The 20,993-nt window shown below is 72.2% G+C and carries 18 protein-coding genes and 1 pseudogene; 11 read left to right on the top strand and 8 right to left on the bottom strand.

From position 1 onward, the window contains the following. Positions 1-44: 44 nt before the first annotated feature. The 6 genes from pgl to tkt all read right to left on the bottom strand — a co-directional run bounded on the left by pgl (position 45) and on the right by tkt (position 8,515). Entirely contained in the window at positions 45-815 is a 771-nt protein-coding gene (pgl, locus tag C8054_RS29835; RefSeq protein WP_107162495.1) for a 6-phosphogluconolactonase, read from the bottom strand. 48 nt (positions 816-863) lie between these two features. After that, a complete protein-coding gene (locus C8054_RS29830; RefSeq protein WP_107162494.1) occupies positions 864-1,880 on the bottom strand; it encodes a glucose-6-phosphate dehydrogenase assembly protein OpcA in 1,017 nt (338 codons plus the stop codon). 31 nt (positions 1,881-1,911) lie between these two features. Beyond that, positions 1,912-3,426 (bottom strand): glucose-6-phosphate dehydrogenase, encoded by a 1,515-nt coding sequence (gene zwf, locus C8054_RS29825; protein ID WP_107162493.1) that lies wholly within the window; start codon positions 3,424-3,426, stop codon positions 1,912-1,914. A gap of 50 nt (positions 3,427-3,476) precedes the next feature. Next, positions 3,477-5,045: a glucose-6-phosphate isomerase gene (locus C8054_RS29820; RefSeq protein WP_107162492.1), complete on the bottom strand. Its 1,569-nt coding sequence runs from the start codon at positions 5,043-5,045 to the stop codon at positions 3,477-3,479. 136 nt (positions 5,046-5,181) lie between these two features. Further along, complete coding sequence (gene tal, locus C8054_RS29815; protein WP_107162506.1) at positions 5,182-6,360, bottom strand: transaldolase; 1,179 nt, start codon at positions 6,358-6,360, stop codon at positions 5,182-5,184. A 16-nt stretch (positions 6,361-6,376) separates the two neighbouring features. Continuing rightward, complete coding sequence (tkt, locus tag C8054_RS29810; RefSeq protein ID WP_107162491.1) at positions 6,377-8,515, bottom strand: transketolase; 2,139 nt, start codon at positions 8,513-8,515, stop codon at positions 6,377-6,379. Positions 8,516-8,780: 265 nt separating this feature from the next. On the opposite strand from tkt, the gene C8054_RS29805 reads away from it, so the two are divergent. The 3 genes from C8054_RS29805 (at position 8,781) to C8054_RS29795 (ending at position 11,267) form a co-directional block, all read left to right on the top strand. Further along, positions 8,781-9,740, top strand: coding sequence for a heme o synthase (locus C8054_RS29805; protein WP_107162490.1), 960 nt, complete (start codon positions 8,781-8,783; stop codon positions 9,738-9,740). A 242-nt stretch (positions 9,741-9,982) separates the two neighbouring features. Beyond that, positions 9,983-10,315 carry a hypothetical protein gene (locus C8054_RS29800; RefSeq protein WP_107162489.1) on the top strand — a complete coding sequence of 111 codons (333 nt, stop codon included), beginning with the start codon at positions 9,983-9,985 and terminating at the stop codon, positions 10,313-10,315. 13 nt (positions 10,316-10,328) lie between these two features. Then, complete coding sequence (locus C8054_RS29795; protein ID WP_107162488.1) at positions 10,329-11,267, top strand: RimK family alpha-L-glutamate ligase; 939 nt, start codon at positions 10,329-10,331, stop codon at positions 11,265-11,267. Positions 11,268-11,280: 13 nt separating this feature from the next. Here the strand turns inward: C8054_RS29795 and C8054_RS29790 are convergent, their stop codons facing one another. Then, the gene (locus C8054_RS29790) at positions 11,281-12,948 is read right to left on the bottom strand and encodes a right-handed parallel beta-helix repeat-containing protein (protein WP_107162487.1); all 1,668 of its coding nucleotides are present in this window, start codon (positions 12,946-12,948) and stop codon (positions 11,281-11,283) included. Between the two features lie 79 nt (positions 12,949-13,027). Beyond that, on the bottom strand, positions 13,028-13,990 hold the full coding sequence (locus C8054_RS29785) for a heme A synthase (RefSeq protein ID WP_199199980.1): 963 nt from the start codon (positions 13,988-13,990) through the stop codon (positions 13,028-13,030). 107 nt (positions 13,991-14,097) lie between these two features. Here C8054_RS29785 and C8054_RS29780 point away from each other — a divergent pair, with 107 nt between their 5' ends. From C8054_RS29780 to C8054_RS29745, 8 genes and pseudogenes are all read left to right on the top strand, one after another. Beyond that, positions 14,098-14,826: a metalloregulator ArsR/SmtB family transcription factor gene (locus C8054_RS29780; RefSeq protein WP_107162485.1), complete on the top strand. Its 729-nt coding sequence runs from the start codon at positions 14,098-14,100 to the stop codon at positions 14,824-14,826. Beyond that, positions 14,823-16,253, top strand: coding sequence for a Fe-S cluster assembly protein SufB (sufB, locus tag C8054_RS29775; RefSeq protein WP_107162484.1), 1,431 nt, complete (start codon positions 14,823-14,825; stop codon positions 16,251-16,253). The genes C8054_RS29780 and sufB overlap by 4 nt, the downstream gene beginning before the upstream one ends. Positions 16,254-16,337: 84 nt before the next feature. Then, on the top strand, positions 16,338-17,483 hold the full coding sequence (gene sufD / locus C8054_RS29770) for a Fe-S cluster assembly protein SufD (protein ID WP_107162483.1): 1,146 nt from the start codon (positions 16,338-16,340) through the stop codon (positions 17,481-17,483). After that, positions 17,483-17,809 (top strand): non-heme iron oxygenase ferredoxin subunit, encoded by a 327-nt coding sequence (locus tag C8054_RS29765; protein WP_107162482.1) that lies wholly within the window; start codon positions 17,483-17,485, stop codon positions 17,807-17,809. Before sufD ends, C8054_RS29765 begins: the two co-directional genes overlap by 1 nt. Beyond that, positions 17,809-18,582: a Fe-S cluster assembly ATPase SufC gene (sufC, locus tag C8054_RS29760; RefSeq protein WP_107162481.1), complete on the top strand. Its 774-nt coding sequence runs from the start codon at positions 17,809-17,811 to the stop codon at positions 18,580-18,582. The genes C8054_RS29765 and sufC overlap by 1 nt, the downstream gene beginning before the upstream one ends. Before the next feature lie 8 nt (positions 18,583-18,590). After that, entirely contained in the window at positions 18,591-19,898 is a 1,308-nt protein-coding gene (locus tag C8054_RS29755) for a cysteine desulfurase (protein ID WP_107162480.1), read from the top strand. Continuing rightward, positions 19,898-20,344, top strand: a pseudogene (gene sufU, locus C8054_RS29750) (Fe-S cluster assembly sulfur transfer protein SufU); the annotation flags it as partial. The gene C8054_RS29755 and the pseudogene sufU, both read left to right, overlap by 1 nt. A gap of 83 nt (positions 20,345-20,427) precedes the next feature. Beyond that, entirely contained in the window at positions 20,428-20,832 is a 405-nt protein-coding gene (locus C8054_RS29745; RefSeq protein ID WP_107162479.1) for a metal-sulfur cluster assembly factor, read from the top strand. Positions 20,833-20,993: the final 161 nt, after the last annotated feature.

Genomic DNA, 20,993 nt, shown 5'->3' with positions numbered 1-20,993 from the left:
CCCTTCTCTACCGGAAACGTTAAGAAGGGGCCCCTCCTTGCACCTCAGCGGAGGCTGCGGGCGCGGGGTGGGACGTCGGCCGCGGCGGCGCGGTCCAGCAGCCAGAGGGTGCGGGAGACGCCGTGCACACCGGCTGCCGGCAGTTGCACCGACCCGGCCCCGGCCAGCGCCATGCCCACCGCCCTCGCCTTGTCCGTGCCTGCGGCGATCAGCCACACCTCCTCGGCCGTGTTGATCGTCGGCAGCGTCAGCGTGGTCCGCACCGGCGGCGGCTTCGGGCTGCCGCGTACCGCGCTGACCGGGCGGCTGTCGTGGTGCACCGGGTGCTCCGGGAACACGGACGCCACATGCCCGTCCTCACCGACGCCGAGCATCAGCACGTCGAAGTGGGGGAGCGTGGCGTGCCCCGGCCGGGCGGCGGCGGCCAGCTCACGCGCGTACCCGGCGGCGGCCGCCTCCGGGTCGTCGCCGGCCGGACCGTCCGACGCCGGCATCGGGTGCACCCGGGCCGGGTCCAGCGGCACCGCGTCCAGCAGCGCCGCCCGGGCCTGGGTCTCGTTGCGTTCCGGGTCGCCGGCCGGCAGGAACCGCTCGTCACCCCACCAGACGTCGACCCGCGACCAGTCCACGGCGTCCCGCGCGGGGAGCTGGCCGACCGCGCGGTACACCGCCGCGGCGATCCGCCCGCCGGTCAGCACCACCGACGCCTGACCGCGCTCGGCCTGCGCGTCGAGCAGCTTCACCACCAGCCGGGCCGCCACCGCCTGCGCCAGCAGGTCGGGGTCGGCGTGTACGGCGACACTCGCCTCAGTCATCCGTCGTGCCCTCGTGTCTCTGTGTGTCCGGTCGCCCGGTCCGGGCGGTCACTCGTTGGCGGTCGCGCCCGCGTGCGCGGTCACGCCCGCCTCGGCCCGCTTGGCGGTCGCCGGATCCTTCCACACGTGCACCCGCTGGGCCGCCCGCTGGTCCAGCCCGGTCAGCCCGGCCGTCGCGCCGAGCGCCTCGGCGTACACCTGGTCGGCGTCGAGCCGGCGCAACTCCTCGGCCAGCTCGTCGCCGAGCGGCCGACGGACCAGCGGCAGCGTCCGGTCCTCCTGCCCGGTACGCCGGAACCGGGCCACGCTGTCGTCCCGGGTGAGCGTCAGCTCGTCGCCGTTGGCGCAGCGCAGCTGCACCTCACGCATGCGCGGGAACTCGTCGGTGTGCTCCCAGGCCGGCTCGATGCCGAGGCGCGCGGTCAGCCAGCCCCGCATCAGCGCCGCGGTCGGGTCGGTGCGCGGCGCCACCACCGTCGCCTCGGTGACCCGGGCCTGGGTGGTGTCGAACGCGCCGGCGACAAGCGTGCGCCACGGGGTGATCCGGGTCCACGCCAGGTCGGTGTCGCCCGGCGCGTAGTCGCAGGCCCGCTGCCGCAGCGCGGCGATCGGGTCGGCGGCCTGCGCCGAGTCGGTGATCCGCCGGTCGGCCACCACGCCGAGGAAGTCGGTGGCGATCTCGTCCGGCGGCTCGCCGTGCCACCAGGTCACCACCGGCACGTCCGGCACCAGCAGCGGCATCACCACGGACTCGGCGTGCAGCGCGAGCCGGCCGTACATCCGGGTCACCACCGCCTCGCAGGGGCCGAGCCGGCCGCCCACCACGATCTCCGCGTCCAGCCGGTTGCGGTCCCGCTCGATGTCCGAGCGGACCACCACGAGCAGCCGGCAGGGGTGCGCGGCGGCGGCGATGGTGGCCGCCGCCTCGGCCTCCCGGACCCGCTTCTCGTCCACCACGACGATGAGCGTGAGCGCCATGCCGCTGGCCACCCCGCCCGCGCTGCGCCGCTCGGCGGCCAGCGCCTTGACCACCTCGTTGCCGGTGGTGTCCCACAGCCCGATCATCGGAGCCTCCTGGTTCGCTCGCTCTGCTCGCTCACGCTCTCCGCCAAGCCCGGCCCTCGTGGGCCAGCATCTCGTCGGCGGCCCGGGGACCCCACTCGCCGGCCCGGTACGGCTCCGGCGTGGTGCCCTCCCAGGCGTGCTCCAGCGGGTCCACCACCTGCCAGCTCTGCTCCACCTCGGCGGCGTCCGGGAACAGCGTCCGGTCGCCGATGAGCACGTCCAGCACCAGCCGCTCGTACGCCTCGGGGCTGGACTCGGTGAACGCCTCGCCGTACTGGAAGTCCATCGCGATGTCGCGGACCTCCATGGTGGTGCCCGGGACCTTGGAGCCGAACTTCAGCACCACGCCCTCGTCCGGCTGCACCCGGATGACGAGCTGGTTGGCGCCGAGGGACTCCATGTCGGCCGGGTTGAACGGCAGGTGCGGCGCCTTCTTGAACATGATGGCCACCTCGGTGACCCGCCGGGGCAGCCGCTTGCCGGCGCGGATGTAGAACGGCACGCCGGCCCAGCGCCGGTTCTGGATGGCCAGCTTCACCGCCACGTACGTCTCGGTGGTGGAGTCCTCCGGGACGTCCTCCTCCTCCAGGTAGCCCTTGGCGCGCTCGCCGCCCACCCAGCCGGGCAGGTACTGCCCGCGCACGGTGTCCCGGGCGACGTCCCGGGGCACGGCGATGGCCTTGAGCACCTTCAGCTTCTCGGCCCGGATCTCGTCGGCGTCGAAGCTGGTCGGTTCCTCCATGGCGACCAGGGCGAGCAGTTGGAGCAGGTGGTTCTGGAGCACGTCGCGGGCGGTGCCGACCGAGTCGTAGAACGCGGCCCGGGTGCCGATACCGACGTCCTCGGCCATGGTGATCTGCACCGAGTCGACGTACTTGGAGTTCCACAGCGGCTCGAACAGATTGTTGGCGAACCGCAGCGCCAGGATGTTCTGGACCGTCTCCTTGCCCAGGTAGTGGTCGATCCGGAAGACGTCCTGCCGGGTGAAGACGTCGTCGACCAGGTCGTTGAGCGCCTTGGCCGAGGGCAGGTCGTTGCCGAACGGCTTCTCCACCACCACCCGCCGCCAGCCGCCGGACTTCTCGTTGTCGGCCATGCCGGTGCGGGCGAGCTGCTTGAGCACCACCGGGAAGGCGGCCGGCGGGATGGAGAAGTAGAACGCGGCGTTGCCGTGGATGCCGTGCGTGTCGCGCAGCTCGTCCAGCGTGGTGGCGAGGTGGTCGAACGCGGCGTCGTCGTCGAACGAGCCGCCGACGAACTTGATGTTGCCGACCAGCCGGGCCCAGACCTCCTCGCGCCACGGCGTGCGGGCGTGCTTCTTGGCCGCGTCGTGGGCCAGCGACTCGAAGTCGCCGTCGCCCCAGTCGCGCCGGGCGAAGCCCAGCACCACGAAACCGGGCGGCAGGAGCCCCCGGTTGGCCAGGTCGTAGACCGCCGGTAACAGCTTCTTGCGGGCCAGGTCCCCGGTGACCCCGAAGATCACCAGGGCGCACGGCTCGGGGATCCGCGGCAGCCGCCGGTCCTGGGGGTCGCGCAGCGGGTTCACCGGGACACCTCCTCCTGCATCTCGGTCCACTGATTCCAGGTCATTGATCGTCACGTACGTGTCCGTCCGGCCGTATCCAGCAGCTGGGCGACGCCGGCCGCCCGCTCGGTCAGGTGTAGTCGCAGCAGCGGTCGCTCCCGGCCGGTCAGGGCCCGCCGGTCGCCGGCGGCCTGGGCCGCCTGGAGTTCCGCGAAGGTGTACGGGCGTCCCGGCACCTCCAGATCGTCGGTGACCGCACCGGTGATCTGGAGGTGCCGGGCGCGCCCGTCGGGATGGCCCGGATGGCGGGGGCCCCACCCGAACGTCACCGGCCGCCCGGTGACGCGGGCCAGCAGCGGGCGCAGCCCGGCCACCGCCGCGTCGATCCGCCGGTCGAGGTACGCGGTCACCGCGAGGTGCTCGTCAGGGGCCAGCCCGTCGGTCAGCCAGCGCAGCGCGCCGGTCAGGTCGGCGGGGGCGCCGGCCGGGGCGTACACCTCGACCGCGCCGTCGACCGATGACGGCGGTCCGTCCGCCGGCGCGGGCCCGTCGTCGTCGACGCCCACCGACTCCGCGAACGGGTCGACCCGCAGCGCCACCGCGGCGGTCGCGGCAGCGTACTCCCAGGTGAGGAACTGGGCGCCGAGCGGCCCGTGGACCGCCACGTCGGCGGTCACCCCGGGCCCCACGCCCACGCCGAGCGCGCCGCCCAGGCCGATCGTCAGCACGTCCGGGCCCCCGACACCGGGCGCGTCCGGGGACTTCGCCGGGACCGGCAGCAACCGCCCGCCGGTCGCGGCGGCGAGCAGCGCGCCGACCCAGTGGCGCAACCCGTCGAGGCCGGTGCCGTCGGGCACCAGCGCGACGGTGGCCCGACCGTGCTCCGCCGCTCCGGCCAGCGCCGCGCCGAGCGCGAGACCGGGATTGTCCCGCTCCCGGTCGAGCGCGCCGGCCAGCGCCGCCGCCTCGTCCAGCAACTCGGTCACCGGCGCGCCGGCGAGCGCGGCCGGGACCAGGCCGAACGCGGTGAGCGCGGACCAGGGCCCGTCCACGTGCGGGTCGGCCGGGATCAGCACCGCGCCCAGCTCGTCGGCGAGCGCCTCCAGCGCCGACCCGGGCGGGGTGACCACCACCAGGTGCCGGGCCGCCTCCGGCCCGGCGTCGTGCCAGGACCGCCGGAACGCCCGCAGGTGGGCGTCGGTGGTCCGGTCCAGGTCACGGCCGGCGAGCACCAGCACGGTACGCGCCGGCCGGTCGCCCAGCGCCGCCCGGACCGGCCCCGGATCGGCCGTGTCGAGCACGGTCAGCGGTCGGCCCAGGCAGTCGGCGATCACTCCGGCGGCCGACGTGACGCCGGCGGGACCGGCGAGCACCACGTGGTCCAGGTCGCCCAGCTCGGCGGTCAGCTCGGCGAGCTGGGGGAGCAGCTCCCGGCTGCGGCAGTGGGTGTCCAGCCAGCCCAGCCGGGTGCGGGCCGCCGCCTCGGCCCCGGCCCCCCAGAGGGTCGGGTCCTGGGCGGCCAGCCGCGCGGGGACGTCGCGGGCGACCAGCGCGGCGCGGGCGGACGGGTCCACCGCGTCCGCGCCGTGCACGGCCAGGCCGGCGGCGGCCTCCGCCGCCCCGGCCAGCAGGTCGCTCACCGGGCCACCTTGGTTCGCGACTGCGGGGCTCGCAAACCTGGCTCACTCCTCGCGCTCACGGGATCACCTCACCCGTTCCACGGTACGGCGGGACGCGTCCCGGGGCAGTGCCCCGGGACGCGTCGGACGCCGTCGGTCACGCGTTACCGCCGGCCTGCTGGGCGTTCTGCGCGTTGCCCTCGGCGGCCCGGTGCGGGCTGCCGGCGCCCTTGGCCGCCTCGGCGAGGGACTTCTTGACGCCCTCCAGCAGCTCCAGCCAGCTCGCCTCGAACTTCTCCACGCCCTCCTTCTCCAGCGTGGCGATCACGTCGGCCAGGTCCACGCCGACGGACTCCAGGTCGGCGAAGACCTGCCGCGCGTCGTCGTACGCGCCGGTGATCGTGTCCGCCTGGGTCTCGCCGTGGTCGGCGTAGGCGTGCACGACCGGCTCCGGCATGGTGTTGACAGTGCCGGGGGCGATCAGCTCCTCGACGTAGATGACGTCCCGGTAGTCCGGGTTCTTCGTCGAGGTGGAGGCCCACAGCGGGCGCTGCGGGTGGGCGCCCGCGTCGGCCAGCTTCTGCCAACGCGCGGAGGAGAACACCTTGCCGTACCGCTCGTACGCCAGCCGTGCGTTGGCCACCGCGGCCTTGCCGCGCAACGACTTGGCCTGGTCGGAGCCGATCTTCTCCAGCCGCTTGTCGACCTCGCTGTCGACCCGGGAGACGAAGAACGAGGCGACCGAGCCGATCTTCGACAGGTCGTGCCCGTTGGCCTGCGCCTGCTCCAGGCCGGCCAGGAAGGCGTCCATGACCTGCGAGTAGCGGTCCAGCCCGAAGATCAGCGTGACGTTCACGCTGATCCCCTCCGCCAGCGTCTTCGTGATCGCCGGCAGGCCCTCCTCGGTCGCCGGGATCTTGATGAAGAGGTTCGGCCGGTCGACCAGCCACCACAGCGCCTTGGCCTCGGCCGCGGTCTTGTCCGCGTCGTGCGCCGAGCGCGGGTCCACCTCGATCGAGACCCGGCCGTCCACGCCGGCGCTCGCGTCGTACGACGGGCGCATCACGTCGCAGGCCCACCGCACGTCGTACGTGGTGAGCATGCGGACCGCCTCCTCGACGTCCACGTCGCGGGTGGCGAGGTCACGCAGTTGCCAGTCGTACTCGTCGGCGTCGCTCAGCGCCTTGGCGAAGATGGTCGGGTTGGTGGTCACGCCGGCCACGTGGCTCTCCCGGCGCAGCTTGTCCAGCCCGCCGGAGCTCAGTCGTACCCGGGAAAGATCGTCGAGCCAGATCGCCACCCCGGCGTTCTGGAGCTCGCTCAGCCTGTCCGTCATGCCGTCCACGCTCCCCTCAGTTGCCGGTCGTGAAACCGGTGATGTCGCCCACCCGGGTGAGCGCCGCGTGCGCGGCGGCCACGATCCGGTCGGGGGTGAACCCGAACTGCTCGAAGAGCACGGTGTAGGGCGCGCTGGCGCCGTAGTGCTCGATGCTCACGCACTCGCCGCTGTCCCCGACGATCGCCCGCCAGGACATCGCGATGCCCGCCTCCACGCTCACCCGTGCCTTTACCCCGCGCGGCAGCACCGACTCCCGGTACGCCTCGTCCTGCGCGAAGAACCATTCCTGGCACGGCATGGACACCACCCGGGTGGGGGTGCCGTCGGCCTCCAGCCGCTCCCGGGCGGTGAGGCAGAGCTGCACCTCGGAGCCGGTGCCGACGAGGATCACCTGCGGCTTGCCGTCTGACGCCTCGGCCAGCACGTAGCCGCCCTTGGCGGTGCCGTCGGCAGGGCCGAACTCGGTGCGGTCGATCGTCGGCAGCGCCTGCCGGCTCAGCGCCAGCGCGGTCGGCCGGTCGGTGTGCTCCAGCGCCTGCCGCCACGCCCACGCGGTCTCGTTGGCGTCGGCCGGGCGGACCACGTCCAGGCCGGGGATGGCCCGCAGCGCGGACAGGTGCTCGATCGGCTGGTGCGTCGGGCCGTCCTCGCCGAGGCCGATCGAGTCGTGCGTCCAGACGTAGGTCACCGGCAGCTTCATCAGCGCGGCGAGCCGCACCGACGGGCGCATGTAGTCGCTGAAGACCAGGAACGTGCCGCCGTAGGGGCGGGTGCCGCCGTGCAGCGCGATGCCGTTGAGGATCGCGCCCATGCCGTGCTCACGGATGCCGAAGTGCAGCGTGCGGCCGTACTCGTCGCCCGGGAAGTCCTTGGTCGCGTGCCCGGCCGGGACGAACGACGGCTCGCCCTTCATGGTGGTGTTGTTGCTCTCGGCCAGGTCGGCCGAGCCGCCCCACAGCTCCGGCAGCACCGGGGCGAGCGCCTCCAGGACCTTGCCGGAGGCGGCCCGGGTGGCGACGCCCTTGGCGTCCGCCGGGAAGGTGGGCAGCGCGTCGGTCCAGCCGGTCGGCAGCGTACGGGTGGCCATCCGGTCCCAGAGCGCCTTGCGCTCCGGGTTCGCCTGCGCCCACGCGTCGAACCGGGTGTCCCACTCGGCCTGCGCCTCGGCGCCGCGCTCCAGCACCTGGCGGGCGTGCTTGAGCACCTCCTCGTCGACCTGGAAGGTCCGCTGCGGGTCGAAGCCGAGGATCTCCTTGGTGGCCTTGACCTCGTCCGCGCCGAGCGCCGAACCGTGGATCTTGCCGGTGTTCTGCTTGTTCGGCGCGGGCCAGCCGATGATGGTGCGCAGCGCGATGAACGAGGGCTTGCCGGTCTCCGCCTTGGCGGCCAGCAGCGCCTGGTAGAGCGCCTCCACGTCCTCGTGGTAGTCGCCCTGGTCGGCGTCGCCGGTGCGCCAGTCGACGGTCTGCACGTGCCAGCCGTACGCCTCGTAGCGGGCCGCCACGTCCTCGCTCTTGGCGATCCGGGTGTCGTCCTCGATCGAGATCTCGTTGTCGTCGTAGATCACGCAGAGGTTGCCCAGCTGCTGGTGGCCGGCGAGCGCGCTCACCTCGTGGGTGATGCCCTCCTCGATGTCGCCGTCGGAGGCGATGCACCAGATGTCGTGCCGGAACGGCGAGTCGGCGCGGTCCGGCTCGGGGTCGAACAGGCCCCGCTCGCGGCGCGCGGCCATGGCGAAGCCCACCGCGTTGCCGAGGCCCTGGCCCAGCGGACCGGTGGTGGTCTCCACACCCGGGGTGTGGCCGTGCTCCGGGTGGCCCGGGGTGAGCGAGCCCCACTGGCGCAGCGCCTTGAGGTCGTCCAGGGCCAGCGGGTAGCCGGAGAGGAAGAGCTGGATGTAGAGCGTCAGGCTGGAGTGCCCGGCGGACAGCACGAACCGGTCCCGACCGGGCCAGTTCGGGTCGGCCGGGTTGTGCCGCATGACGCGGTTGAAGAGCAGGTACGCCGCCGGGGCGAGGCTCATCGCCGTGCCCGGGTGGCCGTTGCCGGATTTCTCCACGGCGTCCATGGCCAGCACGCGGACCGTGTCGACGGCCCTGCGGTCGAGGTCGGACCAGTTGAGAGCGGGAAGCTCGGGTCGTTTCGCAGCCACGATGGTTGTGCTCCTCGGCAGATGGGCGGAACCCTCACTGATGACCCTATCGAGCGGCGCTAAACGTCCGCCCGGGGATCTCGGCATGGTCTTCTCTACGGACGCGGCCGGCCCGGTCGTTCAACCCGGGGTGTGACGGCCCGCACCGTTGCCGGGTCTGCGGGGCAGCCAAAACGACGACGCGTAGTGTGTGGGGCGGTGTGTGGACCCGGGCTCGGGTCCGGGCCGATCGATCTCCCCTGCCGAAGCCGGAAGGTGGCAATCCGTGAGCATGATCACCGAGCGCCCCGTCAGCAACCCTGCCGGGAAGTCGCCGGTGGGCTCGGTGACGGAGGCGTCGGCGACCGGCCGGCGGGACGTGCGCGGCGTGGTGGCCGCGTACGTGGCGCTGACCAAGCCGCGGATCGTCGAGTTGCTGCTGGTGACCACCGTGCCGGCGATGATGCTCGCGGACGGCGGCATGCCGTCGCTGTGGCTGGTGGCCGTGGTGCTGATCGGCGGCTCGCTCGCCGCCGGCGCGGCCAGCGTCCTCAACTGCTACATCGACCGCGACATCGACCAGTTGATGCGGCGCACCAAGCGTCGGCCGCTGCCCGCGCACACCGTGTCGCCACGCAACGCGCTGGTCTTCGGGCTGGTGCTGGCGGTGGTGTCGGTGGCGCTGATGGCGGCGACCACCAACTGGCTGGCGGCCGGCCTGACGCTCGCCGCGATCGCCTACTACGACCTGGTCTACACGCTGTGGCTGAAGCGCACCACGGCCGCCAACACGTTCTGGGGCGGCGTCTGCGGGGCCGCGCCGGTGCTGATCGGCTGGGCCGCGGTCACCGGTTCGCTCTCGCCGGCCGCGTGGGGCCTGTTCGCGGTGGTCTTCTTCTGGCAGATGCCGCACTTCTACGCGCTGGCCATCAAGTACAAGGACGACTATGCGCGGGCCGGCATCCCGATGCTGCCGGTGGTGGCGTCGGTCCGGCGGGTCAACCTGGAGATCATCGCGTTCTCCTGGCTGACGCTGCTGTCGTCGCTGGCGGTCTGGCCGCTGGGGATGAGCCCGATCTACGGCGTGACCGCGTTGGTGGTCGGCGGGATCTTCGTGGTCGAGGCGCACAAGCTGTGCCGGCGGGCAGCGCGCGGCGAGGCGGTCAAGCCGATGCGGCTGTTCCACTGGTCGACCACGTACCTCACCATCCTCTTCGCCGCTGTCGCCCTCGACGCGCTGATCTGAGTGGTTCTCGCCCCGTGCGGGATTTCCGCACGTGAGACGGTTCATCAGAAATTTTCTTCCGTTCTTTCATGGCGGGACAACCCGGACAGAGTGTGACGATCTCGTGCGGGAGATTCGTCCGCACATGACGGATTAATCAGGGCAAATTACCTGTGGTTCTCCTTAAACCAGCGGGTAATTGGCATCACATTCAGTTCATGGTTCTCGCACATCCGGGTGGATGTCTGCATAGGCTTCGCGTCATGGCAGATGGTTCCGATACGACGCTGACGACTGAGCAGACCACCGAGCAGGCCTCCAAGGGCCTGGTCGCGGGCATCAAGTCGTTCGCCGCCGGACACGGCGGCGCGAAGGCGGTCATCGAGTACGTCGGCAAGCGCGGCGCACGGATCGTCCTCGTGGGTGCCGACGGCGTGTGGGCCGACCAGTTCGCCGACGGCACGGACGTCGCGCGGCAGGCCTGCGCCGAGGCCGGGGTCGATGTCGAGAACGCCTGGGAGCGTGAGCTGATGGACCAGATGCGTCCGAGCAACGACCTCTGGCGGTCGATGGCCCGACGCACGATGGCCCGTTGACATACATAACCGCATGACCGACCACCACCAGCCGACCCGGGGGAGACCCCGGGTCGCTTTCGTCACCTGCGCCGCCCTGCCCGATCTCGACCCGGACGACCGGCTCGCGCTCGGCCCACTCGCCGCACGCGGCGTCACCGTCGACGGCGTGGTCTGGGACGACCCGGCCGTGGACTGGGCCGCCTACGATCTGGTGCTGCTCCGCTCGCCCTGGGACTACGCGCCGCGCCGCGACGAGTTCGTCGCCTGGGCACGCGGCGTGCCGACCCTGCTCAACCCGGCCGACGTGGTCGCCTGGAACACCGACAAGCGTTACCTGGCCGAGCTCTCCGCCGCCGGGGTGCCCACCGTCCCGACCACCTGGATCGGGCCGGGGGAGAGCTGGCCGATGCCCGGCGACGGCGAGTTCGTGCTCAAGCCGGCGGTCAGCGCCGGCAGTCAGGGCACCGGCCGGTACGACCTGGCCGACCCGGAGCACCGCGAGCTGGCGTCGGCGCACGTGCGGCGGCTCGGTGCCGCCGGGCGGGTCACCATGGTCCAGCCGTACCTCGACGCGGTGGACACCGCCGGGGAGACCGCGCTGCTCTTCCTGGCCGGCCCCGACGGCCTGGCGTTCAGTCACGCGATCCGCAAGGGCCCGATGCTGACCGGCCCGGACCGGGGCGAGACCGCGCTCTACAAGGAGGAGCAGATCGACGCCCGCACCGCGACGCCGGCGCAGCGGGCCGTCGCGGAGCAGGTGCTGACCGCCGTCCCGGGTGGCGCCGACCGGCTGCTCTACGCCCGGGTCGACCTGATCCCCGGCCCGGACGGCGTGCCCGTGCTGGTCGAGTTGGAGCTGACCGAGCCGAGCCTGTTCGTCGGTTACGCCGAGGGCGCGCCCGACCGGCTCGCCGACGCGGTCATGTCCCACCTGAGCCGCGCCGCTGACCGCGCCACCGCCACCGGCTGAGTGAGCGGGAACGTCAGTCGCGGTCGGTGTGGTTGCGGTCCCAGCGCCCGCCGATCGGCGGGGTGTCCAGCCGTACCGCGGCCACCGTGCCGGCCAGGTCGTTGTCCTCGACCGCGCACGACACGCAACTGCCCGCTTCGGTGATCCACAGCCCGTACGCCTGGGTGTCGGCGTCCCGGTGCCAGATCCGGTTGTCGCGCACGGTGGCCGAGTCGAACGGGGCGGCGACGGTGATCCCGGCGCAGGCCGGCGGCCCGGCGGGCAGCTCGTACGCGGAGCCCGGCGCCGGGACGGCCTCGTTCCAGCCGGTGGCGCCGTCCGGGCGCACCTCGGCCAGGGAGAGCCGGTCGGCGGTGTTGTCCGCGACCACGGCGTCCCGGGTGCCGACCCGGACGACCTTCCCGCGGTGCCCGCCGGGCGGCCAGTCCGCGTGGGCGTCGGTGACCTCGCGCGGGCCGTAGCGCACCGCGTCGCCCGAGCCCCGGTGGGCGGGCGCGGACCGCTGCCCGTTGTCCCGGATGCGGTTGCCGACGATCGACGCGTCCAGCATCGGCCGGTCGATCCGGATCCCGTCCAGCGCGTTCTCCCGGATGTCGTTGTCCTGGATCACCACGTCCGCCGCCGCGCCCCGGTAACCGTGGCCGAGGTCGTGCTCGTGGTAGCCGTACCCGCCGTTGTTGCTGATCCGGTTGCCCTGCACCGCGTACGGGCCGGGGGTGTTGCCCATGCTGATGCCGTCGCCGACGTTGCAGTCGATCACGTTGCCGGTGAGCAGGCCGCCGCGCCCGGCGACCCCGGCGGTGCCGTTCGCCGAGACGTCGAAGCCGGCCTCCAGGTTGTTGGTCATGGTGCAGCCGGAGACGATCAGCCCGTCCGCGCCCCAGTCCGAGATGCCGAACCGGTTGGCCTGGCTGTGGCAGCCGATGATGCGGATGCCGCGCGGCGGGTCCCAGTAGTCCTTCTGGAGTTCCAGGAAGATCCCGTTGGTGCCGTTGCCGACCGTGGTGCAGTTGGCGATGGTGAGGCGCTCCACGGCGCCCCAGCCGCCGATGCCGACGCCGATCCCGGCGCCGCCCATCTGCTGGCCGTTGTCCAGCCGGCCGCAGCCCACCACGACCACACCGTCGATCAGGCTGTCCTGGAGGAAGTCGCAGCCGAGACCGGTGGCGCCGGTGTGGTGGATGTAGAGGTTGCGGAACACGCCCCGCACCACGTACTGCAGGCCCAGACCCTTGGCCAGGTAGTCGTACTCGGCCAGGCCCACGCCCGAGCCGTCGATCTCGAAGTCGGCGAACGTGCAGTCGGCAATGTGCCGGTCCCGGTCCGCGCCGTGCTGCACTGTCGTCCAGTAGGCGAGCGGCACCGGGTCGGCGCGGTTGCCCTCGTTGCTGAGCAGGAACCGGGTCGCCGCCGGGCCGGCGCCGATCAGGGACACCCCGCTGCGCCACACCGTGCCGGCGTCCCGGATCGAGTAGAGACCGGGCGGGCAGTGGATGACCCGGGCGCGGCCGTCGGCGTCGTAGCCGGCGCCGAGGCGGTCCACGAGCGCGGCGAGGGCCGGCTGGTCGTTGGTGACCCCGTCCCCGGTGAGGCCGTGCTCGCGGGCGTCGCACCACAGCGGCGCGCCGGCCACCGGCGTCAGCCGCTGCGGCGTGGACGTGGCGAGGCCCCTGCGTGACACCGGCGGCTCCCCTCGGGCGTACGGTCCGTCGTCCGGACCGCATTCCCGCTCCCGCCGGGCGGTAACGCCCGGTCCGGCCTCAGGCGGCGGCGCCGACCGGCTCGGCGGCGGGCGTCGCCGGTGTCCCCGGGGCGGCCGGGAGCCGTTCCCGGGTGGCCCAGAGCACGCCCAGCGTGGCCAGCAGCACCAGGCAGGAGCCGAGCATGTGCGCGGCGACCAGGACCGCCGGCAGGTGGGTGAAGTACTGGACGAAGCCGATCAGGCCCTGGCCCAGCTCGACCGCGAGCAACACCCCGGCGGCCCGCGCGGCCCGCGCCGCGCCCACCGCCCGGAACGCGAACAGCAGCGCCACCGAGAGGCCGATCAGCAGGAAGACACCGTCCGCGTGCACCTGCGAGATCGCCTCCGGGTGGAGCCCGTTGCGGGCCGCGCCGTGGTCGCCGGCGTGCGGCCCGCTGCCGGTCACCCAGGTGCCGACCACCAGCACGGCCGCGCTCACCACGACGGTGATCCGGGCGAGGGTACGCAGCGGCGCCGGCACGGTCGGCGTCACCGGCCCGTCCGGCTCCACGGTGCGCCGCCAGAGCGCGTACGCGGCGGCGATCACCACCATCGAGGCGAGGAAGTGCAGCCCGACCACCCACGGGTTGAGGTTGGTGAGCACGGTGATCCCGCCGAGCACCGCCTGGGCCGGGATGCCGAACAGCACGCCCACGGCCAGCGGCAGCAGCCCTCGGCGGCGCGGGCGCTGGGCCAGCACGGCCAGCACCACGGCGAGCGCGATGATCCCCACCGCGAACGTCAACAGCCGGTTGCCGAACTCGATCACCCCGTGTACGCCCATCTCGGACGTCGTGGTGTAGGACTCGTCGGTGCACCGGGGCCAGGTGGGACAGCCGAGGCCGGACGCGGTGAGCCGGACCGCCCCGCCGGTGACCACGATCGCCACGTTCGCGATGATCGAGGTGTACGCGAGCCGACGCAGCAGCGTGGGGGAGACCGGGAACCGGACGGAACGCTTCACCCGGCGAATCCTACGCACCGTAGTGGACCACGATCGGGCGACTCCGCCACTGCGGTGTTCGGGATCACCGGACCCCGGGTTTGCGGGCCCCGGCCGAATTACGTAACGTGGCTGTTGTGAAATACGTGGCAGCGCTGTCCGAGGGGTCGGTGACCGGTACGGTCGTCGGCACGCCGGCCGCTGCCGACCTGTCGACCCGGGACCGGGTCACCCAGCTCCTGCTGGAGCGGGGCGCGACCACCGCCGCGCAGCTCGGTTCGGCGCTCGGCCTCAGCCCGGCCGCGATCCGCCGCCACCTCGACGCGATGCTCGCCGACGGGGACGTGGTCGCCCGGGAGCAGGCCGTGCGCGGCAGTCGGGGGCGGGGCCGGCCGGCCAAGGTCTTCGCGCTGACCGAGGCGGCCCGGGTGCGTTGCGGCACCCACCACTACGACAACATGGCCACCGCCGCGCTGCGGTGGATCGCCCGCACCGGTGGCGCCGAGGCGGTCGCGGAGTTCGCGGCCGACCAGGTCGCCGCGCTGGAGAACCGCTGCCGGGCCGCCATGGAGGACGCCGGTGACGCCCCGCTCGCGCGGGCCGAGGCGCTCGCCGGGGCGTTGACCGCCGAGGGTTACGCTGCCAACGCGTCCACGATCGCCTCCGGCGGGCAGCTCTGCCAGCACCACTGCCCGGTGGCGCACGTGGCCGCCGAGTTCCCCCAGCTGTGCGAGGCCGAGACCGCGGTGATCTCCCGCCTGGTCGGCACCCACGTGCAGCGCCTGGCCACCATCGCGCACGGCGACGGCGTGTGCACCACGCACATTCCCGCCCAGTCCGGTTCCACCGTCTCCACTGTGAGGACAGATAGATGACCGAGCAGATCGTCCAGCCCCTGACCCAGGAGGAGCAGCTCGCCGCCCTCGGTCGTTACGAGTACGGGTGGGCCGACCCCGACGTCGCCGGGGCCGCCGCCCAGCGTGGTCTGAACGAGGCGGTGGTGCGGGACATCTCGGCCAAGAAGAACGAGCCGGCCTGGATGCTCGACCTGCGGCTGAAGGGCCTGCGGCTGTTCGGCCGCAAGCCGATGCCGGCCTGGGGCGCGGACCTCACCGGGATCGACTTCGACAACATCAAGTACTTCGTCCGGTCCACCGAGAAGCAGGCCACCAGCTGGGAGGACCTGCCGGAGGACATCAAGAACACCTACGACCGGCTGGGCATCCCGGAGGCGGAGAAGCAGCGGCTGGTCGCCGGCGTCGCGGCGCAGTACGAGTCCGAGGTCGTCTACCACAAGATCCGTGAGGACCTCGAGGAGCAGGGCGTCGTCTTCCTCGACACCGACACCGCGCTGCGCGAGCACGAGGACGTCTTCAAGGAGTACTTCGGCACGGTGATCCCGGTCGGCGACAACAAGTTCGCCGCGTTGAACACCTCCGTCTGGTCCGGTGGCTCGTTCATCTACGTGCCGAAGGGCGTGCACGTGGAGATCCCGTTGCAGGCCTACTTCCGGATCAACACGGAGAACATGGGCCAGTTCGAGCGGACGCTGATCATCGTCGACGAGGGCGCGTACGTGCACTACGTCGAGGGCTGCACCGCGCCGCTCTACTCCTCCGACTCGCTGCACAGCGCGGTCGTGGAGATCGTGGTCAAGAAGAACGCGCGGTGCCGCTACACCACCATCCAGAACTGGTCGAACAACGTCTACAACCTGGTCACCAAGCGCGCGGTGTGCCACGAGGGCGCGACCATGGAGTGGGTCGACGGCAACATCGGCTCCAAGGTCACCATGAAGTACCCGGCGGTCTACATGACCGGCGAGCACGCCAAGGGTGAGGTGCTCTCGGTGGCCATGGCCGGTGAGGGCCAGCACCAGGACGCCGGCGCCAAGATGGTGCACGCCGCGCCGCACACCTCCTCGACCATCGTGTCGAAGTCGATCGCCCGGGGCGGTGGCCGCACCTCCTACCGCGGCCTCGTGCAGGTGCTGGAGGGCTCGCACAGCAGCCGCAGCACGGTCAAGTGCGACGCGTTGCTCGTCGACACCATCTCCCGCTCCGACACCTACCCGTACGTCGACATCCGCGAGGACGACGTGTCGATGGGGCACGAGGCGACCGTCTCCAAGGTCAGCGACGACCAGCTCTTCTACCTGATGAGCCGTGGTCTGAGCGAGGACGAGGCGATGGCGATGATCGTGCGCGGTTTCATCGAGCCGATCGCCAAGGAGCTTCCGATGGAGTACGCGCTGGAGCTGAACCGCCTGATCGAGCTGCAGATGGAGGGCGCGGTCGGCTGACGCCGCCCGCGTCGGGCCGGGCCTCGTGCCCGGCCCGTCTCCGGTTCCACTGACACCGCCGTCGCTGAACAGACCAAGGAAGAGATGACTACCCAGGCTTCCGCACCGCCCACGACCAAGTCGCAGGCGCTCCGCTCGTACGACGTCGCCGACTTCCCGGCCCTGACCGGCCTGGAGGAGGAGTGGCGCTTCACCCCGCTCAAGCGCCTCCGCGGCCTGGCGGGTGACGGCTCCGGGGCGGCGCGCGGCACGGTCCGGCACGAGCACGGCGACCTGCCCGAGGGCGTCACCGTCGACCGGATCGGCCGGGACGACCCGCGGGTGGGCAGCGTGCTCACGCCGTTCGACCGGGTCAGCGCGCTGGCCTACGGCGCGGCCGAGGACGCCCTGCTGGTGACCGTCGCCCGGGACGCCGTGGTGGACGCGCCGGTGCGCCTGCGGGTGGTCGGGGAGGACGCCGGGGCGCTCGCGTTCGGGCACACGTTCGTCGAGGTGGGTCGCTTCGCCGAGGTGACGGTGGTGCTGGAGCACGTCGGCTCCGCCACGCTCGCCGACAACGTCGAGGTGACGGTGGCGGACGGGGCGAAACTGACGCTCGTCACGCTCGCCGAGTGGGCCGACGACGCGGTCCAGGCGCAGCACCTGAAGGTCCGGCTGGGCCGGGACGCCCAGATCGTGCACGTGCAGGTGAGCCTCGGCGGTGACCTGGTCCGCCAGCACACCACCGTGGAGTACACCCAGCGCGGCGGCGAGGCCGAGCTGTACGGCCTCTACTTCGCCGACTCCGGCCAGCACCTGGAGCACCGGCAGCTGGTCGACCACACCGTGCCGGACTGCCGCAGCAACGTCGGCTACCGGGGCGCGCTCCAGGGCGACGACGCGCACACCGTCTGGGTCGGTGACGTGCTGATCCGGGCCGAGGCGACCGGCACCGACACGTACGAGATCAACCGGAACCTGCTGCTCAGCGACGGCGCCCGGGCCGACTCGGTGCCCAACCTGGAGATCGAGACCGGCGAGATCGCCGGCGCCGGGCACGCCAGCGCGACCGGCCGGTTCGACGACGAGCAGCTGTTCTACCTGATGGCCCGCGGCATCCCGGAGTCCGAGGCGCGGCGCCTGGTGGTGCGCGGCTTCTTCGCCGAGCTGATCAACAAGATCCCGGTCGAGGACCTGCGCGAGCGGCTCGGCGACGCGATCGAGGCCCGCCTCACGAAGGCCGGCTCCTGATGATCAGGATCTGTTCCACCGAGGACGTGCCGAAGGGCGCGGTGATCAGCGCCGACGTGGACGGTGTGCAGATCGCGGTCGTGCACGGCGAGGACGACGCGTTCTACGCCGTACGCGACGAGTGCTCGCACGCCGCCGTGGCGCTCTCCGAGGGCGAGGTGTCCGGTTGCACGCTGGAATGCTGGCTGCACGGATCCCGTTTCGACCTGCGTACCGGTGAGCCCACCGGGCTGCCCGCGACCGAACCCGTACCCGTCTACCCCGTCGAGGTCCGCGACGGCGGGATCTACGTCAGCATGACGCCGAGCAATGGAGTGACGCGATAATGAGCACCCTGGAGATCCGCGACCTGAAGGTGTCGGTCAAGCTGCCCGAGGGTGAGCTCAAGCCGATCCTGCACGGGGTCGACCTGACCGTGCGCTCCGGTGAGACGCACGCGATCATGGGCCCGAACGGCTCCGGCAAGTCGACGCTGGCCTACTCGATCGCCGGCCACCCGAAGTACGAGATCACCGGCGGTGAGGTGACGCTCGACGGCGAGGACGTGCTCGCCATGACCGTCGACGAGCGGGCCCGCGCCGGCCTCTTCCTGGCCATGCAGTACCCGGTCGAGGTCCCCGGCGTGTCGGTGGCCAACTTCCTGCGTACCGCCAAGACCGCCATCGACGGCGAGGCGCCGAAGCTGCGCACCTGGGCCGGCGAGCTGCGCGGCGCCATGGAGAAGCTCCAGATGGACCCGGCGTTCGCCCAGCGCAACGTCAACGAGGGCTTCTCCGGCGGGGAGAAGAAGCGGCACGAGATCGTGCAGCTCGAACTGCTCAAGCCGAAGATCGCCATCCTCGACGAGACCGACTCCGGCCTCGACGTGGACGCGCTGCGCGTGGTCAGCGAGGGCGTCAACCGGGTCCGCGACACCGGCGACACCGGGATGCTGCTGATCACCCACTACACCCGGATCCTGCGCTACATCAAGCCGGACTTCGTGCACGTCTTCGTCGCCGGCCGGATCGTCGAGCAGGGTGGTCGGGAGCTGGCCGACAAGCTGGAGGAAGAGGGTTACGAGCGGTACGTCGCCGGAGCCGGCGCGGCGCGGGCCTGAGTCTCGACATGACCTCCTCGATCGCGATTCCGGCGGGCATGCCGCAGTACGACGACGTGCCGCGCTTCGACACCGCGGCGGTGCGGGCCGACTTCCCGATCCTGGACCGGGAGGTCAACGGCCACCCGCTGGTCTACCTGGACAGCGCCAACACCTCGCACAAGCCGCGTCAGGTGCTCGACGTGCTCACCGAGCACTACGCGAGGCACAACGCCAACGTGTCGCGCTCGGTGCACACGTTGGGCACCGAGGCGACCGAGGCGTACGAGGACGCGCGGGCGAAGATCGCCGCGTTCGTCCACGCGCCCGGCGTCGACGAGGTGGTGTTCACCAAGAACTCCACCGAGGCGATCAACATCGTGGCGTACGCGTTCTCCAACGCGTCGCTGCGCGCGGACGCCGACCCCCGGTTCCGGCTCGGCCCCGGCGACGAGATCGTGATCTCCGAGATGGAGCACCACTCGAACATCGTGCCGTGGCAGCTCCTCGCCGAGCGCACCGGCGCGACGCTGCGCTGGTTCCCGGTGACCGACGGCGGCCGGTTGGACGAGTCGGGCCTGGACGACCTGGTCACCGAGCGCACGAAGATCGTCTCGCTGGTGCACACGTCGAACATCCTCGGCACCGTCAACGCCACCGGTCGGATCACCGAGCGGGTCCGCCAGGTCGGCGCGTTGCTGCTGCTCGACTGCTCCCAGTCGGTGCCGCACCAGCCGATCGACGTGGTCGACCTGGACGCGGACTTCATCGTCTTCACCGGCCACAAGATGTGCGGCCCGACCGGCATCGGTGTGCTCTGGGGCCGGGGCGAGCTGCTCGCCGCGATGCCCCCGGTGCTGGGCGGCGGCTCGATGATCGAGACGGTGACGATGGCGCGCACCACGTTCGCCGCGCCGCCGGCCCGGTTCGAGGCGGGCACGCCGCCGATCGCCGAGGCGGTCGCGCTCGGCGCGGCGGTGGACTACCTCACCGGCGTCGGGATGCGGGCGATCCAGTGGCACGAGAAGGAGCTGACGGCGTACGCGCTGGACGCCCTCGCCACCGTGCCCGGGCTGCGGATCTTCGGCCCGTCGGTGCCGGTCGGCCGGGGCGGGACGATCTCGTTCGCGCTCGGTGACGTGCATCCGCACGACGTCGGGCAGGTGCTCGACTCGCTCGGCGTGCAGGTGCGGGTGGGCCATCACTGCGCCAAGCCGGTGTGCACCCGCTTCGGGGTGCCGGCCATGACGCGGGCGTCGTTCTACCTCTACACCACCACGGCGGAGATCGACGCCCTGGTGGCGGGTCTGGAGCAGGTGCGGAAGGTGTTCGCGTGATGCAACTCGACTCTCTCTACCAGGAGATCATCCTGGACCATTACAAGCACCCGCACGGCCGTGGCCTGCGGGACGCGGCGGACCCGGCAGCCCGGGTCGGCGAGGCGCACCACGTGAACCCGACCTGCGGGGACGAGATCACGGTACGGGTGGCGACCGACGGCACGGTGTTCACCGACATCTCCTACGACGGGATGGGCTGCTCGATCAGCCAGGCGTCGGCGAGCATCCTGCACGAACTGCTGCGCGGCCGGGCCGCGGCCGACGCCGCGGTGGTGCACGAGGCGTTCGTCGAGTTGATGTCCGGACGGGGCCAGGTCACGCCGGACGAGGACGTGCTCGGGGACGGGGTGGCGTTCGCGGGTGTCGCGCGCTACCCGGCCCGGGTCAAGTGCGCGCTGCTGTCGTGGATGGCGTTCAAGGACGCCGCGGCACGCGCCGGGGTGCGCGTGGGCCCCGAGGCGAAGACGAATCATCAATACAGCGCGGCGGCGTCCCAGGCCGGTGCCGGGCGGAGCGAGGGGGCGGCATGAGCGAGGACGAGACCACCACGACGCCGGAGACCGGTGCGGTGGCGACCGACAGCCCGGTGACGCCGGCCAACGGTGGCAAGGCCGCCGTCGGCGACATCGAGGAGGCGATGAAGGACGTCGTCGACCCCGAGCTGGGCATCAACGTGGTCGACCTGGGTCTGGTGTACGGCGTGCACGTGGACGACGAGAACGTCGCCACGCTGGACATGACGCTGACCTCGGCGGCGTGTCCGCTGACCGACGTGATCGAGGACCAGACCCGGCAGGCGTTGACCACCGGCCCCGGTGGCGGTCTGGTGAACGACATCCGGATCAACTGGGTCTGGCTGCCGCCGTGGGGCCCCGACAAGATCACCGATGAGGGGCGGGACCAGCTCCGCTCACTCGGCTTCAACGTCTGACCCGTTCCCCGGATCACCAGGCGAGGGCGCGGCACCCCTTTGGCGTCAGGAGAGGCTCTTGACCGCGGCCTCGACCTTGGTGCGGACCTCGTCGGGGAGCGGGGCGTAGCCCAGCTCGACCAGCTCCTGCTGGCCCTCCGCGCTGGCCGCGTGGCCGAGCA

The organism is Micromonospora sp. RP3T, from assembly GCF_003027925.1.
GTDB lineage: Bacteria > Actinomycetota > Actinomycetes > Mycobacteriales > Micromonosporaceae > Micromonospora.
The sequence above is the reverse complement of the archived record's forward strand: the minus strand, read 5'-3'. Positions and strand labels throughout refer to the sequence as shown.

Bases quoted from the DNA above. Each gene is read 5' to 3' on its own strand.
- pgl (WP_107162495.1), bottom strand. From the start codon at position 815: ATGACTGAGGCGAGTGTCGCCGTACACGCCGACCCCGACCTGCTGGCG.
- C8054_RS29830 (WP_107162494.1), bottom strand. From the start codon at position 1,880: ATGATCGGGCTGTGGGACACCACCGGCAACGAGGTGGTCAAGGCGCTG.
- tal (WP_107162506.1), bottom strand. From the start codon at position 6,360: ATGACGGACAGGCTGAGCGAGCTCCAGAACGCCGGGGTGGCGATCTGG.
- C8054_RS29800 (WP_107162489.1), top strand. From the start codon at position 9,983: ATGGCAGATGGTTCCGATACGACGCTGACGACTGAGCAGACCACCGAG.
- C8054_RS29795 (WP_107162488.1), top strand. From the start codon at position 10,329: ATGACCGACCACCACCAGCCGACCCGGGGGAGACCCCGGGTCGCTTTC.
- sufB (WP_107162484.1), top strand. From the start codon at position 14,823: ATGACCGAGCAGATCGTCCAGCCCCTGACCCAGGAGGAGCAGCTCGCC.
- sufD (WP_107162483.1), top strand. From the start codon at position 16,338: ATGACTACCCAGGCTTCCGCACCGCCCACGACCAAGTCGCAGGCGCTC.
- C8054_RS29765 (WP_107162482.1), top strand. From the start codon at position 17,483: ATGATCAGGATCTGTTCCACCGAGGACGTGCCGAAGGGCGCGGTGATC.
- sufC (WP_107162481.1), top strand. From the start codon at position 17,809: ATGAGCACCCTGGAGATCCGCGACCTGAAGGTGTCGGTCAAGCTGCCC.
- C8054_RS29755 (WP_107162480.1), top strand. From the start codon at position 18,591: ATGACCTCCTCGATCGCGATTCCGGCGGGCATGCCGCAGTACGACGAC.
- C8054_RS29745 (WP_107162479.1), top strand. From the start codon at position 20,428: ATGAGCGAGGACGAGACCACCACGACGCCGGAGACCGGTGCGGTGGCG.